13 protein-coding genes and 2 pseudogenes are annotated in these 15,532 nt (G+C 70.2%); 6 read left to right on the top strand and 9 right to left on the bottom strand.

Annotation, left to right across the window (positions count from 1 at the left end):
* Positions 1-507: magnesium chelatase domain-containing protein (locus tag FW784_RS07190; protein ID WP_328592715.1), on the bottom strand; the 507-nt coding region annotated here is incomplete at its 3' end.
* A 10-nt stretch (positions 508-517) separates the two neighbouring features.
* Complete coding sequence (gene ubiK, locus FW784_RS07195; protein WP_149352677.1) at positions 518-799, bottom strand: ubiquinone biosynthesis accessory factor UbiK; 282 nt, start codon at positions 797-799, stop codon at positions 518-520.
* A gap of 162 nt (positions 800-961) precedes the next feature.
* Here ubiK and FW784_RS07200 point away from each other — a divergent pair, with 162 nt between their 5' ends.
* Positions 962-1,300 carry a P-II family nitrogen regulator gene (locus FW784_RS07200; RefSeq protein ID WP_149352678.1) on the top strand — a complete coding sequence of 113 codons (339 nt, stop codon included), beginning with the start codon at positions 962-964 and terminating at the stop codon, positions 1,298-1,300.
* Positions 1,301-1,309: 9 nt separating this feature from the next.
* Here the strand turns inward: FW784_RS07200 and FW784_RS07205 are convergent, their stop codons facing one another.
* The 3 genes from FW784_RS07205 to FW784_RS07215 all read right to left on the bottom strand — a co-directional run bounded on the left by FW784_RS07205 (position 1,310) and on the right by FW784_RS07215 (position 6,018).
* Positions 1,310-3,184 carry a diguanylate cyclase gene (locus tag FW784_RS07205; RefSeq protein ID WP_149352679.1) on the bottom strand — a complete coding sequence of 625 codons (1,875 nt, stop codon included), beginning with the start codon at positions 3,182-3,184 and terminating at the stop codon, positions 1,310-1,312.
* 50 nt (positions 3,185-3,234) lie between these two features.
* On the bottom strand, positions 3,235-4,083 hold the full coding sequence (gene speE, locus FW784_RS07210; protein WP_149352680.1) for a polyamine aminopropyltransferase: 849 nt from the start codon (positions 4,081-4,083) through the stop codon (positions 3,235-3,237).
* Positions 4,084-4,149: 66 nt separating this feature from the next.
* Positions 4,150-6,018: a diguanylate cyclase gene (locus FW784_RS07215; protein WP_149352681.1), complete on the bottom strand. Its 1,869-nt coding sequence runs from the start codon at positions 6,016-6,018 to the stop codon at positions 4,150-4,152.
* Between the two features lie 175 nt (positions 6,019-6,193).
* Here FW784_RS07215 and speA point away from each other — a divergent pair, with 175 nt between their 5' ends.
* Positions 6,194-8,083 (top strand): arginine decarboxylase, encoded by a 1,890-nt coding sequence (speA, locus tag FW784_RS07220; RefSeq protein ID WP_149352682.1) that lies wholly within the window; start codon positions 6,194-6,196, stop codon positions 8,081-8,083.
* Positions 8,084-8,107: 24 nt separating this feature from the next.
* Complete coding sequence (locus FW784_RS07225; RefSeq protein WP_149352683.1) at positions 8,108-8,965, top strand: NAD(P)-dependent oxidoreductase; 858 nt, start codon at positions 8,108-8,110, stop codon at positions 8,963-8,965.
* Here FW784_RS07225 and FW784_RS07230 read toward each other — a convergent pair.
* The 4 genes from FW784_RS07230 to radC form a co-directional block, all read right to left on the bottom strand.
* Positions 8,949-9,365 carry a hypothetical protein gene (locus FW784_RS07230; protein ID WP_149352684.1) on the bottom strand — a complete coding sequence of 139 codons (417 nt, stop codon included), beginning with the start codon at positions 9,363-9,365 and terminating at the stop codon, positions 8,949-8,951. The two genes, FW784_RS07225 and FW784_RS07230, sit on opposite strands and share 17 nt — an antisense overlap.
* Before the next feature lie 89 nt (positions 9,366-9,454).
* Positions 9,455-10,285: an SPOR domain-containing protein gene (locus tag FW784_RS07235; protein ID WP_149352685.1), complete on the bottom strand. Its 831-nt coding sequence runs from the start codon at positions 10,283-10,285 to the stop codon at positions 9,455-9,457.
* The gene (argS, locus tag FW784_RS07240; protein WP_149352686.1) at positions 10,286-11,971 is read right to left on the bottom strand and encodes an arginine--tRNA ligase; all 1,686 of its coding nucleotides are present in this window, start codon (positions 11,969-11,971) and stop codon (positions 10,286-10,288) included.
* A 302-nt stretch (positions 11,972-12,273) separates the two neighbouring features.
* Complete coding sequence (gene radC / locus FW784_RS07245; RefSeq protein ID WP_149352687.1) at positions 12,274-12,948, bottom strand: RadC family protein; 675 nt, start codon at positions 12,946-12,948, stop codon at positions 12,274-12,276.
* A gap of 129 nt (positions 12,949-13,077) precedes the next feature.
* Between radC and coaBC the strand changes: the two are divergent.
* The 3 genes and pseudogenes from coaBC to FW784_RS07260 form a co-directional block, all read left to right on the top strand.
* Positions 13,078-14,276 (top strand): annotated as a pseudogene (coaBC, locus tag FW784_RS07250) (bifunctional phosphopantothenoylcysteine decarboxylase/phosphopantothenate--cysteine ligase CoaBC).
* Positions 14,273-14,734: a dUTP diphosphatase gene (gene dut, locus FW784_RS07255; protein WP_149352688.1), complete on the top strand. Its 462-nt coding sequence runs from the start codon at positions 14,273-14,275 to the stop codon at positions 14,732-14,734. The pseudogene coaBC and the gene dut overlap by 4 nt, the downstream one beginning before the upstream one ends.
* Before the next feature lie 32 nt (positions 14,735-14,766).
* Positions 14,767-15,532 (top strand): annotated as a pseudogene (locus tag FW784_RS07260) (phosphomannomutase/phosphoglucomutase); the annotation flags it as partial.

Consider the following 15,532-nt stretch of genomic DNA (forward strand, 5'->3'; position numbering starts at 1 on the left):
ACCGGCGAGCATCCCGCAGACCTGCAGCAGCGTCCGCGCGGTGCGGCTGTCGACCCGGCTCGCCAACGCGGCCTCGGCGCCGTTTGGCGCGGGCACGATCAGGCGGCGCCCGGCTTCTCCCGCCGCCAGCGCTGCCGGAAGTACGCCGTCGATGGCGCGGAGTTCACCAGTCAGCGCGAGTTCGCCGATGAACTCGACGTCGCGCAGCGCATCGAGCGGGATCTGTCCGCTGGCCGCGAGGATTCCGAGCGCGATCGGCAGGTCGAAGCGCCCGCCGTCCTTGGGCAGGTCGGCGGGGGCGAGGTTGACCGTGATGCGCCGCTGCGGGAACTCGAACTGCGCGCAGGCGATCGCCGCGCGCACGCGATCCTTCGCCTCGCGCACCGCGGCCTCGGGCAGGCCGACGATGTTCATCGCCGGCAGCCCGCCGCCGAGGTGCACTTCGACGCGCACTTCGGGCGCACGGATGCCCGTTCGCGCACGGCTGTGCACGATCGCGAGGTTCATGGCGGCGGCCTCAGTGGCGCGAGGCGATCGGGGTGTCGAGCTGGCCTTCGAGCTCGCCGACGGTGCGCTCGAGATGCTCGAGCTTTTCGCGCGTGCGCAGCAGCACGGCGCGCTGGACGTCGAACTCCTCGCGGGTGACGAGGTCGAGCCGGCTCAGGCCGGTCTGCAGCACCGCGCGGAAGTTCTGCTGCAGCTCGGCGCGCAGCTCCTGCGCGGACTCGCCGCGAAGGCCCGGCGGCACGAGGGAGCTGAGGCGGCGGGCGAGTTCGTCGAGCTGGTCGAGGTCGATCATGGTCGTGTCTCCGGCAATGCAGGCAGGGTGCCTGCACCGCGTGCCCGGCACCGTCGGCGGGCGCCGCGGGCGGCTGTCGGAAAACTCCGAGCGCGCGACGTGCATCTTACCCGGCGCCCCGTGGGCGCCAGCCGGTATCCTCGCGGCCACAGGAGAGTGCCGATGAAGATGGTCATGGCGGTGATCAAGCCGTTCAAGCTCGACGACGTGCGCGAGGCGCTGGCCGAGGCGGGCGTCGCGGGCATCACCGCGACCGAGGTCAAGGGCTTCGGTCGGCAGAAGGGCCATACCGAGCTCTATCGCGGCGCCGAATACGTGGTCGACTTCCTGCCCAAGATCAAGCTCGAGGTCGCCGTCGCCGACGACCAGCTCGACGCCGTGGTCGAGGCGATCATGAAGGCCGCCGGTACCGGCAAGATCGGCGACGGCAAGATCTTCGTGTCCGACCTCGAGCGCGTGGTGCGCATCCGCACCGGCGAGCTGGACGCCGACGCGCTCTGATCGCCGGCCTCAGCCGGTGCGCAGGCAGTTCCGGCCGGCGGCCTTGGCCTGGTAGAGCGCCGCGTCGGCGCGCTTGAGCAGGTCGGGCAGGTCGGCGTCGCGCGGCGCAAGGGCGGTGACGCCCAGGCTGATCGTCACCTGCAGGCCCGGCGCGACATCGGAGAAGTCGAGCGACTCCACGCTCGCACGCACGCGCTCGCCAACCTGCGCGGCCGCGTCGATCGCGCTGTCGGGCAACAACACCACGAATTCCTCGCCGCCCACGCGGCCGATCTCGTCGGACTGCCTCAGCGCCTGCTGGCAGGCCGCGGCCACGCGTGCGATCACCTGGTCACCGGCGAGATGGCCGTGGCGATCGTTGATCGCCTTGAAGCCGTCGATGTCGAAGGTGATCACGCTGAGCGGGCGCTCGTCGGCACGCGCCTGGCGCACCACTTCGGCGCCCAGCACGTCGATGCGACGGCGATTGGCGACGCCGGTGAGCTCGTCGGTCAGCGCGAGCACGCGCAGGTGCCGGGTGCGCACGATCTGCCGCGCCACCCACAGCCCGAGCACCAGCACCAGCGCAATGCCGAGCCCGAGCGCGATGCGCTGCCAGTCGCGCGCCTTCAGCAACGCACGCACTTCCTGGTCGCGCAGCGATTTCTCGGAGCGAAGGCGCTGGTTTTCGACGTCGCGTCGCGAGGCGTCGGTTTGCTCGCGCAGCAGCAGGGTGCGTTGTTCGCTGCGCGCGGCCAGTGCCTTCTCGCGCAGCGCGATGAATCGCTTGTAGTCGGCCAGCGCGGCGGCCGGGTTGCCGAGCTGTTCGTAGAGCGCCGCGCGCGGCGGATACAACTCTTCCAGATAGCGATCGTTGCCGTCCGCCACGAACGCCTTTTCGGCGCGCGCGAACAGTTGGAGTGCTTCCGCGCGCTGGCCCAGGCCGGCGCGCGCGCGCGCCTCGAGCAGCGACAACATGCCTTCGTTGGAGACATCGCCGACGGCGGCGAATCCTTCGCGCGCCGCCGAAATGCTTGCCAGCACCTGTGTCCATCGCCCCAGCGACGCCTGCGCCGACGCCATGGCGAGCTGCATGCCCGCCACGTCGGCCGGCGTCAGCCGTTGCCGCGCGATGCTCAGGCCCTTCTCGTAGTACTGCAGGGCGCGGTCCGGATGACCGGTGTCCTCGGCGAGGAAGCCGGTCTGCGCCGCGATCACAGCGAGGCTCGCCCAGTCGCCATGGCGTTCGGCGATCTGGCGGCTGCGCTCGAGGTACTCGCGCGCCTTGTCGGTCTCGCCCATGCGGCGGTAGGCGACCGCGATGTTCTGCAGGTTGCCCTCCGAGCGCTCGGCCTGTCGCGAGCTGTCGTAGAGGTGCTGTGCGCCGATGAAGTCGCTCAGCGCCTCGGCGTGCCGACCGAGGTACGAATAGACGTTTCCGCGAAGTACGTAGCCGTCGGCGACCAGTGCCGGATGTTCCGAGCGCCTGGCGAGTTCGATGCCGCGCGCATACAGCCCGAGCGCGTGTTGCGGATCGCCCAGCATGTCCAGGACGCTCGCCTCGCACAGCTGGAAGCGCGCTTCCGCCTCGACGTCGCCGAACGCCTTGGACGCGGCGACGCCCTGGCGCGCATACGCCAGCGATGCGTTCGCATCTTCCGGCGGCTGGAAGCATTCAGTGGACTGGTAGAGGAGCTCGCGTCGACGGTCCCCGGGCGGCACCAGCGCGCGCAGCCGGGCGATCTCGGCCTTCGCGGCTTCCGGTGTCGCCGGGTTGAGGCGCTCGCTGTCGAGCTGTTCGAACAGCTTGTCGAACGCAGCGGCACTGCCCGACTGCGCATGCGCGAGCGTCACCGTCAGGGCGGCGAGCGTCAGGGCGAACAGTGACGCGCGGAATCGGGGCATGGAAGGTTCGGTCGGGCGTCGCCGCGCGGTGGGCACGAGGCGGCGCGGGCTCAGGCGTCTAGAGCTTCGGTGACGAAGGGCGGCGTCGCCAATGCTCCACGATGGATATCGGCGCTGTAGTACTTGGTCTTGAGACCCGCGTCACGCGCGGCCTGCTCACGGAATTCGAAGCCGCCCGACTTGCGCGCCAGCGTGCAGCTCCACCAGCCCGTGGGATAGCACGGCTGCGGGAACGGCAGTGTCTTGAACGCCGTGAACCCGGCCTTGCCCATCTCCGCGCGCATCGAGCGGATCAGGTCGAGCAGCGCGAGCGGGGACTCCGACTGCTGCACCAGGATGCCGTCGTCGCGCAATGCGCGGAAGCAGCTCTCGTAGAAGGATTTGTTGAAGAGGCCTTCGGCGGGGCCGACCGGATCGGTGGAGTCGACGATCACGATGTCGACGCTGCCTTCCGGGCAGTTCTTCATGTACGCGACGCCGTCGTCGAACAGCAGCTCGGCGCGCGCGTCGCCGTTGGAATCGCAGAGCTCCGGGAACCACTTCTCGGCCATGCGCGTGACCTGCTCGTCGATGTCGCACTGCGTCGCCGACTGCACGCCCTTGTGCTTGAGCACTTCGCGCAGCGTGCCGCAGTCGCCGCCGCCGATGATCACGACGCGCTTCGGATCGGCATGGGTGAACAGCGCGGGGTGCGACATCATCTCGTGATAGAGGAAGTTGTCGCGCGTGGTGAGCATCACCGCGCCGTCGATGAGCATCAGGTTGCCCCAGTCGGTCGTCTCGAAGATCTCGATCTTCTGGAACGGCGACTGCACCTCGTCGAGCTTGCGCGTGACGCGAAAGCCGATGGCCGAGCCGGTGTGCTCGAAGTTCTCGTACTGCCAGGTGGTTTGGCTCATGGCGTGCTGCGATCCCGGTGCCGGATACCGGCAAACGCCCGAGTGTAGCGGACGCCGCATGGTGGTTTAGTCGGCGGCAATCACGCAGTCGCGGCCCGCCGCCTTGGCGCGGTAGAGCGCGGCGTCGGCGCGCGCGAGCAGGTCGTTCAGGCGACGGTCGCCGTCACGCGAGGTCGCCACCCCTGCGCTGGTGCGCACCGCCAGGCCCGGGGTGATCGACAGTGCGGCAACGGCCTGTCGCAGGCGCTCGGCAATGGCGGCGGCCTCGTCGGCGCCGGTGCCGGGCAGCAGTGCGACGAACTCCTCGCCTCCGCTGCGACCGAGGTGATCCTGGCGCCGCAGGGCGCCGGCAAACGCATCGGCGACCCGGGCCAGCACGGTGTCGCCGACGGCATGGCCGTGGCGGTCGTTCACCTGCTTGAAGTGGTCCAGGTCGAGCGACACCAAACTCAGTGGCTCGCCGTCGTGCTGCGCGGCGCGAAACGCGCGCTGGCCCAGACGCAGGATCTGGCGGCGGTTGGCGAGCCCGGTGAGCGCGTCCGACAGCGCGAGGCGGCGCAGGCGTCCGCCTTCACGCCACTGCGCGAACGCGAGGGCGCCCAGCGCGGTGAGCAGGGAGGTGCCGAGCATCAACGCGAGCCAGCGCCACGGCCGCTCGCGTTGCAGCGCGCGTATCTGCTGGTCGCGGCCGCGTCGCTGGATGTCCAGCCGGGCGCGCTCCAGGTCGCGGCGCCCGGTATCGAAGCGCATGCGCCACAGCGTGACCTGCTCGCCTTCGCTCTCGCGCTGGAGCCGGGTGTCCAGCGCCACGTAGGCGCGCAGGTCGGCGAGTGCGGCGCCATCGTCGCCCACGGCTTCCTCGCTGGCGGCGCGCGCGCGGTGCAGCAGCACCAAGTAGCGCGCGCTGTCCTGCTCATGCATCAGCGCTTCGGCGCGACCGAAGGCCGCGATCGCCGCCCGATGCTGGCCTTGCATCGCCAGCGCGCGCGCCTCCACCTGGTCGAGCATCGGTTCGTGGTCGGCGGTGTGGTCGATGGCGAGGTCGCGGCGCGCCTGCGTGACCTGTTCCAGCGCGCGCGTCCCATCGCCTTTTGCTAGCCAGCCGTTGGCCAGCCCGAGCCGCGCATAGCCGCGGTCGATCGCATCGGAGCGCTGCGCGATCGCGAGCGCCTGTCCGAAGACGCGCAGCGCCGCGTCTGCCTGGTTCTGCTCCTCGAAGGCATAGCCTTCCTGAACGAGCGCGCTGTACAGGTCCGGATAGCTGTCGAGTGCGCGCGCATACGCTTCGGACTCGCGCAGATAGACCAGCGCCTGCGCATAGACGCCCATGCGTCGGTACGCCATGCCGATGTTGAGCAGGTTGGTTTCGGCGCGGCGCGCGAGGTAGGCGCGGTCGTAGATCGTCTGCGCGGTGAGGAAGTCGCCGAGCGCGAGCGCCTGGCGGCCCTGCAGCGAGCGGATGCTGCCACGCAGCACGTAGCCATCGCCCATCAGTCGCGCGTCTTCGGCACCGCCGGCGATGCGCAGCCCGCGGGCGTAGGCGGCCAGTGCCGCATCGTTGTCGCTGCTCTCGTAGGCGTAACCGCGGCAGTATTCGAAGCGCGCCTGCGCCTCGGTGTCCCGCGCTTTCCGTGATTCGGCCAGCCCGCGCGCGGCAAAGGCCAGCGCGGCCTTGGAGTCGTGACGGAACTGCAGGCCACACCGGGTGGCCTGGAAGCGCCGCGCGCGTCGCGCATCCCCCGCCGGCAGCAGGGATTGCAGCCTGCGCAGCGCGTCGGCGATCTGACGGTCGTCATCGACCGCGATCTCGCCGTCGTCGATCTGCAGGAAGACTCGATCGAAGCCCGCCGCCGACCCGCTCGCAGGCGCCGCCGTCGCGGCGGCAAGCAACGCCGCCGCGAAAAGCGCATGGAGCAGGCGACGGGGCACGGGCATGACGGCGGACGGGCTCGCAAGGCTCCGCCCGGACGACGGTGAGTCATTGTGTTCGGCCGACGGGCGGCGAACTTGAATGCCGGTTGCAGCGCCGCCTGACGGTCGCCCTGCACCGATCGGCGGTCGGTCACGCCGCAAGCCCTAGAATGCGCGCCTCCCCGCTGCGGTGCGCCCGATGTCCGACTGGTCCATCGACCTTGCCCGAAAGTTGTATTCGATCCCGTACTGGTCGGAAGGCTATTTCGACGTGGACGGGGCCGGGCGTGTGAGCGTGCACCCGCAGGGCACCCAGGGCCCGTCGATCTCGCTGGCCGAGGCGGTGGACCGTGCGCTGGAGGGGGGCGCGCAGCTGCCGCTGCTGGTGCGCTTCCCGCAGATCCTGTCCGACCGGCTGCGCAAGCTGCAGGAGGCGTTCGCCTGGGCAATCGACGAGACCGGCTACGGCGGCGGCTATACCGCGGTGTACCCGATCAAGGTCAACCAGCACCAGTCGGTGGCCGGCACGCTCGCCTCGAACATGGGCGAAGGCTTCGGCCTGGAAGCCGGCAGCAAGCCCGAGCTGATGGCGGTGATGGCGCTGTCGCGTCCGGGCGGGCTGATCGTCTGCAACGGCTACAAGGACCGCGAGTACATCCGACTGGCGCTGATCGGCCGAAAGCTCGGGCTCGACACTTACATCGTGATCGAGAAGCCGTCGGAGCTGCAGCTGGTCATCGAGGAGTCGAAGGCTCTGGGCGTCACGCCCGGCCTCGGCGTGCGCATGAGGCTGGCGTCGCTCGGCGCCGGCAAGTGGCAGAACAGCGGCGGCGACAAGGCCAAGTTCGGCCTCTCGCCGCGGCAGGTGCTCGACCTCTGGAAGCGCCTGCGCGACGCCGGCATGGGCGACACGCTCGGCCTGCTGCACTTCCACATGGGCTCGCAGATCTCGAACGTGCGCGACATCGCCAACGGCATGCGCGAGGCGGTGCGCTATTTCATCGAGCTGTCCAAGCTCGGCGCCAACGTGCGCTACATGGACGTGGGCGGCGGCCTCGGCATCGACTACGAAGGCACGCGTTCGCGCAGCTACTACTCGATCAACTACGGCGTGCGGCAGTACGCGCTCAACATCATCCAGCCGCTCGCGGACGCCTGCGAACAGGAGGGCCTGGCGCCGCCGCGCATCGTCACCGAATGCGGCCGCGCGATGACCGCGCACCACGCCATGCTGGTCACCAACGTCAGCGAAGTCGAACGCGCGCCGGAAGGCCGCGTGCCCGATGCGCACAATGACGAGCCGCTGGTGATCCGCCACCTGCGCAGCATCCACGCCGAGCTCGATACGCGCCCGGCCGTCGAGCTGTTCCACGACGCGCAGCACTACCATTCGGAAGGGCTGGACGCGTACACCAGCGGCGCGCTGGACCTCGTGCACCGCGCGCGCATCGACGATCTCTTCTACGCGATCCTGCACGGCGTGCGTGCGCGGCTGAGCCCGACGGAAAAGACGCAGCGCGCCGTTCTGGAAGAGCTCAACGACCGCCTGGTCGACAAGTATTTCGTCAACTTCAGCGTGTTCGAATCGATGCCCGACGTCTGGGCGATCCAGCAGGTCTTCCCGATCGTGCCGATCGAGCGGCTGGACGAGCGCCCGGAACGGCGCGGCATCATCGCTGACCTCACCTGTGATTCCGACGGCCGCATCGATACCTACGTGGAGAGCGAAACGCTGTCGACCTCGATGCCGATCCACGCGCCGCGCCCCGGCGAGGTCTACCGCCTCGGATTCTTCCTGGTCGGCGCGTACCAGGAGATCCTCGGCGACATCCACAACCTGTTCGGCGACACGGACGCCGTGGCTGTTCACGTAAGTGATGACGGTTTCGAGTTCGTGCAGCAGCGTCGTGGCGACACCGTCGACGTGATGCTCGACTACGTCGGGTACGATGTCGCCCAGCTGCGGCAGACGTATCGCGACAAGGTCGGCAGCGCACGATTGCCCGCCGACGAAGCGAGCCGCCTCAACGAGGCGCTTGAAGCCGGGCTTACGGGCTACACATATCTGGACGACGCGCCGCTCGACTGACGGCGCGAGCAGGGAAACACGAAAATGAAAACCGGATTCATCGGCCTCGGCGCGATGGGCTCACCAATGGCCCGCCACGTGCACGCACGCGGAATGCTCGTCGTGGTCGGCACGCGCACGCAGGACAAGGCGGACGCATTTGCCGCGGAGCTCGGCGTGCGCGCCGCCCGCTCGGAACAGAACTTCGCCGACTGCGACGTGGTAGCGCTTTGCGTGCCGCTCGATGTCGACGTGCTCGAGAACGTCGCCGGCCTCGCCGACGTGCTGCGTCCGGGCACGGTGGTGATCGATCACTCGACGGTGTCGGTGGACACCGCGCGGCGTGCCGCTGCGATGTGCGCGGCACACGGCATCGGCTTCATCGATGCGCCGGTTTCCGGCGGCGTCGAAGGCGCCCGCAACGGCAAGCTGTCGGTAATGGCCGGCGGCGACGCGGCGATGCTCGAGAAGGCGCGCGTCGTGCTCGACTGCTATGCCGCGCGCATCTCCCATATGGGCGCAACCGGCAGCGGACAGGCGACCAAGGCTGTCAACCAGGTTCTGGTCGCGGGCATCAACGAGGCGGTGTGCGAAGGGCTCGCGCTGGGCGAGAAGCTCGGCCTCGACGCCGAACGCCTGCTGCCGACACTGATGGCCGGCGCGGCCGCGAACTGGTTCCTCGACAAGCGCGGCGCCACCATGCTGCGCGACGAGTTCGCGCCCGGCTTCAAGAACGCACACATGCTGAAGGACCTGCGCATCGTGCAGGCCATGGCGCAGCAGGCGGGCATCCGCACGACGGTGATCGATCAGGCGCTGGCCGACTATTCGGAGCTGGTGCAGGACCGCGGGCTCGGCGAGTCCGACACCTCCGCGCTGATCACGCTCAAGCGCGCGCGCTGAGCAGGCGACGCGCGGCGACGCGCTCGCCCGCGGATGCGGCCATCCACGCAACAGCGGCCGACAGGGCCAGCTGCAGCGCCGTGTTGCGCAGCAGCCAGTGCGCCGTCCCTTGCATGGCGGGTGGCGCATAGCCGTAGGCGGCGACGGCGCTCGTGATTCCGGCCAGCACCACGAGTACGACCGCCCAGCCACGGAATCCCCGGCGCGCGATCCATCCGCCGACGAACATCGACAGCGCGACGGCGAGCAGATCCAGTGGGGCGAAAAGGCCCACCGGGGTCATCCAGCCGAGCAGCGTGTGCGACAGGAACGCCAGCCCGGTGCTGGCGAGCAGCACGATCAACGCGACCGCGGCCGCGAGAAGGCGGCGCTCGATGGCGTTATCAGCGAGTAGGGGCATGTCGCGAGTCTAGGCGGCCAGGCGGCCGCGCGTGAAGTGGGCGGCCGCGCGCTCCCGGCGTCGCTGGCCGTCGCGCGGCTCCGACCCGGTCAGTGCGTCCTGACCGCCATGGCCGACAGCCCGCCGGCCGCGAGCTTGCGCTTGGCCTCGGCCAACTCGCCCGCGGTGCCGTACGGTCCCATGCGTACCCGATAGACCGTCTTGCCGCCGATCTGTGCGGACTCCACGCGCGCGCCCAGGCCCAGCAACGCGATGCGGGCCTTCAGCTCCTCGGCCTGCCCGGACGCCTGGAACGCACCGGCCTGCAGCAGGTAGTGCGCATCGGTCGCCACCGCCTTGTCAGGGCTCGCCGTTGCCGTGGCCGTCGCCGGCGCGGGCGCCGCGGCATGCACATCGGCAGGCACGGGCTTGGCCGCGTGCTCATCGACCGGCGCCGGAAGCGGCTTCGGCTCGACGGCCGTGGTGGTCGTGGCGCCGGCTGGCGCCGGGTCCGACGTCGAGACGGCGGTCGCGGCTTTCGCCTTGCCCTGCTGCGCTTTCTCCGCGCGTTCGCTCGCCGCGAGCTCCGCGTCGGACATCGGCACTTCCTTGCCCGGCAGCAGCGTGTAGAAGTCGAAGCCCTGCTTCTTCTTCTTCGCGGCGGCGGCATCGCCGGGCTTGGCATCGGCGGGCGCGTCGATCGCGGTTTCGTCGTCGACCACCGCGTCGTCGTTCGCGGGTTTCGGCTGCGCGTCGGGGTTGGGCTTGGGACGGAAGAAGCCGTCGCTGTCGCGGTGCATCAGCCGCGGAACGGCGAGGACGACCAGCAGCGTCACCGCCACGCCGATCACCAGCCATGCCCAGCCGGGCAAGCCGCCGCCATTGCCACCACCACCGCCGCCGGAGCGACGCGCCTGGGTCTTGCCGCGCTTTGCTGCCACTTACATCACCTCGGGGGCGGAGACGCCCAACAGGCCCAGTCCATTGGAAATGACCTGACGCGTCGCTGAAGCGAGCGCGAGGCGCGCGTTGCGCACCGCCGTGTCGTCGACCAGGAACTGGTGTTCGTTGTAATACGACTGGAACGCCTGCGCGAGTTCGAGCAGGTACGCGGCGAGCTGATGCGGCTCGAGATCGCGCCCCGCCGTTTCGACCACCTCGGCGTAGCGCGACAGCGTGGCGACGAGCTCGTGCGTGGCCTCGTCGAGCTCGAACGGGCGCGACAGGCCGTCGTCGACGTCGAACGACAGGCCGCGCTCCTTGAGCTGGCGCATCAGCCCGCACATGCGCGCATGGCTGACCTGCACGTAGTACACCGGGTTGTCCATCGACTGGCTGCGCGCGAGGTCGATGTCGAACGTGAGTTGCGAATCGGGCTTGCGCGCGATCAGGAACCAGCGCACCGCGTCGCTGCCGACCTCGTCGATCAGGTCGCGCAGCGTGAGGTAGCTGCCCGCGCGCTTGGACAGTTTCACTTCCTCGCCGCCGCGCATCACCGTGACCATCTGGTGCAGCACGTATTCCGGCCAGTTCTGCGGAATGCCGGCGTCGAGCGCCTGCAGGCCGGCTTTGACGCGCGCGAGCGAGCCGTGGTGGTCGGCGCCGAGCTCGGTGATTGCGCGCTCGTAGCCGCGCTGCCATTTGCTCAGGTGGTAGGCGACGTCGGGCACGAAATACGTATACGTGCCGTCGGACTTGCGCATCACGCGGTCCTTGTCGTCGCCGAAGTCGGTGCTGCGCAGCCACAGCGCGCCGCCTTCTTCGTACGTATGACCGTGCGCGATCAGCTCGCGCACGGTCTCCTCGACCTTGCCGTCGGTATAGAGCGAGGACTCGAGGAAATAGACGTCGAACGACACGCCGTAGGCGGCGAGGTCGCTGTTCTGCTCGCGACGCAGCCACGCCACCGCGAACGCGCGGATCGCGTCGAGGTCACCCGGATCCTTCCCGCCGACGACCGTATGGCCCTCGACCTCGACGCTGTCGCCGCGCAGGTACGCCGCGGCGACGTCCTTGATGTAGTCGCCCCGGTAGCCGTCCTCGGGCCAGCCGGCGTCGTCGGGCCCGCGGCCCTGCGCGCGCGCCTGCACCGAGATGGCGAGATTGTTGATCTGCGCGCCGGCGTCGTTGTAGTAGAACTCGCGCGCCACGTCCCAGCCGTTGGCCTCGAGCACGCGCGCGATGCAGTCACCGATGACCGCCGCGCGGCCGTGGCCGACATGCAGCGGGCCGGTCGGGTTGGCCGAGACGTATTCGACGCCGGCGCGATGGCCGCGTCCCGCATCATTGCGACCAAAACGCTCGCCCTGCGCGACGATGTCGCGCACGTTCGCGCGCCAGGCGCCCTCGGCCACCCGGAAATTGATGAAGCCCGGGCCGGCGATCTCGACCGAGGCGATCTGGTCGTTCGTGGGCAGCGCGTCGACCAGCGCCTGCGCGATCGCGCGAGGGTTCGACTTCGCGGGCTTGGCCAGCAGCATCGCGGCGTTGGTCGAGAAATCACCCTGCGCACGGTTTTTCGGCCGCTCGATCACGAAATCGGGCGTGGCCATGTCGGCGGGGAGCGTGCCGGCGTTGCGCAGGGCGTCGACGGCCTGCTCGACGAGGGCGCGGAGGGTGGATTTCACGGGTGGTCCGGGACGGCGGGACGGGGCGGCATTGTACGGTCGGTGGCGATCGCGGACGGCAGCGACGGTGAGCCGCTCGATGCCGGCATGGCCCCGGGCCCGGAACGCGCGCGGCCTGTCGGCCCGGCGTCGCGGCCTGAACTCGAGGGCGATCCGCAGCGCGCAGGGCAGGTCCGGGCTCGATCCGGGGCGGGAGCGACCACGCGCGGAGCGTTGCCCGTCGCTCCAGGCGTAACCCGCCGCGGCGACCCTCATCGGGATCGCGCCCGGCTTGCACCGCATCACCGGCGGCGTGCGTCCGATCACACCCAGCCGCGCGATGCCATCGACACCGCCGGTCCGTCACCCACGACGAAATGATCGAGCAGGCGAACGTCGACCAGCGCGAGTGCCTGCTTGAGTCGCGCGGTGACCGCCCGGTCGGCGGCGCTGGGCTCGGGGTTGCCGCTCGGATGGTTGTGCCCGACCAGCACCGCGGCGGCGTTGTGCGCCAGCGCGCGGCGGGCGACGTCACGCGGATGCACTTCCGCGCCGTCGAGCGTGCCGTGGAACATCTCCTCGAACGCGAGCATGCGGTGCCGCGTGTCGAGGAACATGACCGCGAAGACTTCGTGGTCGCAGGGACGCAGGCGTTGCGCGAACAGGCGGCCGGCGGCCGGCGGATCCTTCAGTGCCTCGCCCCGTTCGAGTTCGGCCGCGAGCACGCGCTGGCCGATTTCCAGCGCGGCCGACAGCGTGCACGCGCGCGCCGGGCCGACGCCGCGAAGCTTCGCGAGTTCCCGCGGCGGGCGCTCGAGCAGCAGGCGCAACGGGCCGTGTTCGGCGACCAACGCCCGCGCCGTCGCCACCGCGTCTTGGCCGCGCACGCCCGAGCCCAGGAACAGCGCGACCAGTTCCGCATCCGACAGTGCGCCAGCGCCGCGTGCCAGCAGCTTTTCGCGTGGGCGCTCGGCGGCGGGCCAATCGCGGATGTGCATGGTGTCCTTCCGTGGACGACGACGATCCGTCGACGGTCATTCCACGCGATGCGCGGCACCGGCGGCCTCGGGGGTTTGCGGCCGTTCGGGTAAGCTGTCCGCCGCTCTCCGCGTAGGACTTTTCCGCCCGTGACCGCGCTTTCCGGCCATCGCATCCTGCTCTGCGTGACAGGCGGCATCGCCGCCTACAAGGCGGCCGAGCTGGTGCGTCGCCTGCGCGACGCCGGCGCGGAGGTGCGCGTTGCGATGACCGACAACGCGCAGCGTTTCGTGGGCCCCGCCACGTTCCAGGCGCTTTCCGGCGAGCCCGTGCGCACGTCGCTCTGGGACGAACACGCCGAGGCCGCGATGGGGCATATCGAACTGGCGCGTTGGGCGAGCGCGGTGATCGTGGCGCCGGCCACCGCGAACACCATCGCCAGGCTTGCGCACGGCCTGGCCGACGATCTCGTCAGCACCCTGTGCCTGGCGACGGAAGCACCGCTGGCCATCGCGCCCGCGATGAATCGCGTCATGTGGGCAAACGCCGCGACGCAGGCGAACGTGGCGACGCTGCGCGAGCGCGGCGTGCTGGTGATCGGCCCGGCCGCCGGCGACCAGGCCTGCGGAGAAACCGGCGAAGGCCGCATGGTCGAGCCCATGCAGATCGTGCGCATGCTCGCCGGCGAAGCCGCATGAGCGCGCTGGCCGGCCGGCGCGTGGTGGTAACCGCGGGGCCGACGTTCGAGGACATCGACCCCGTGCGTTTTCTGGGCAACCGGAGCAGCGGAAAGATGGGATTCGCCGTCGCGGCCGATGCGGTGGCGCGCGGCGCGGACGTCGTGCTCGTCGCAGGCCCGGTGACGTTGCCGACGCCGGAAGGCCTGGAGCGCATCGACGTGCGCAGCGCCGCGCAGATGCACGCCGCGGTGATGAGCGCGCTGCCATGCGACGCCTACCTCGGCGCAGCGGCGGTCGCCGACTACACGCCGGCGAGCGTGTCGGCGCGCAAGCTCAAGAAGCAGCCAGGGCAGGATGCACTCGTGCTGCAACTGGTGCGCACGCGCGACATCCTCGCCGACGTCGCCGCGCATGCGCAGCGCCCGCAGGTCGTGGTGGGTTTCGCGGCCGAGACCGATGACCTCGAGGCCTATGCACGCGCCAAGCTCGCCGCGAAGAACGTCGACCTGATCGCCGCCAATCGCGTCGGCGTACACGGCAGTGGTTTCGAGAGCGACGACAACACGCTGATCGTGTTCGATGCCCGGAACGCGACCCCGCTCGGCCCCGCCAGCAAGGCCGATGTCGCCCGCGGCCTGCTCGACCTGGTGGAGGCGCGGCTGTCATGAGCGAGCACGTGATCGCGATGCGCCTTCTCGACGCGCGCTATGGCGATGCCTGGCCGCTGCCCGACTACGCCACGGCCGCGAGTGCAGGCGTCGACCTGCGCGCCGCGCTGCACGCACCGCTGCAGCTGGAGCCGCGCGCAACGCACCTGGTGCCGACCGGGCTGTCGATCCACATCGCCGATCCGAGGCTGTGCGCCATCATCCTGCCGCGATCGGGGCTGGGGCATAAGCACGGCATCGTGCTGGGCAACGGCACGGGGCTGATCGACGCCGACTACCAGGGTCCGCTCATGGTCAGCGTGTGGAATCGCGGCGATTCGGCTTTTACGATCGAGCCGGGCGACCGCATCGCCCAGCTCGTGGTGCTGCCGATCGTGCGCGCACGCTTCGCGGTGGTGGACCAATTCGAATCGACGACGCGTGGCGAGGGTGGCTTCGGCCACACCGGCGTGCGTTGAACAACATGCTTTGAGTAGTAGGAGCAATCGCGATGTCCAATGCCCATGTCGACCGTCTGAAGCCGCTGGTGCCGCTTGGTGCCGCCCTCGCGCTGCTGCTCGCGGGCTGGTTCGGCTTCAATGCCTGGTCGCAGTGGCGCGACGAGGCGCGGCACGACGCCGTGCAGGCCTCGCGCGACGCCGTGGTGCAGGCGGTGCGCTCCTCGCTCGGCGTGGCGCAGAAGCGCTTTTCCGAACAGCTCGCCAGCCCCGGCGTGCGGGACGCGCTTTCGCGCGGCCTGATGGATCGCGCGGCCGAGCAGCTCACCGCGGGCTGGCCAGGCGCCACGGGCGGTGAAGTGCGCCCGGCGGAACTGGGCGGCGCCTACGACGAACTCGCGACACCCGGTGCGAAGAAACTCGCCTACGGCCACGTCGCCGCGCTCGAGTCGGCGATCGCCGAGGGCAAGCCGGTCGCCTGGGCGATCCGCGAAGGCGGGAAGGGCTGGATCGCGCTCGCTGCGCCGGTCACCGCCGGCACCACGCCCGCGGTCGCGTTCGTGCGGCTGCCGATCGAAAAGATCTCCGGCGCGTTGCAATCTGCAGCGGTCGATGGCGATACGTATCTGGCGCTGCGGCAGGGCAATGCCACGCTCGCCGAGAAGGGCGACACGCAACTCGCCGGCAGCGCCGAAGCGCTGGCCGCCAAGGTCGAGGGCAGCGACCTTCGCGTCGCCGCGGCCGTGCCGGATGTGGCCGGCGGCCCGCTCGGCCTTGGCTCGACCGGCTGCGCGATCGCGTCGCTGCTGTTCCTGCTCG

It is taken from the genome of Cognatilysobacter lacus (assembly GCF_008274655.1).
Classification (GTDB): Bacteria; Pseudomonadota; Gammaproteobacteria; order Xanthomonadales; family Xanthomonadaceae; genus Cognatilysobacter; species Cognatilysobacter lacus.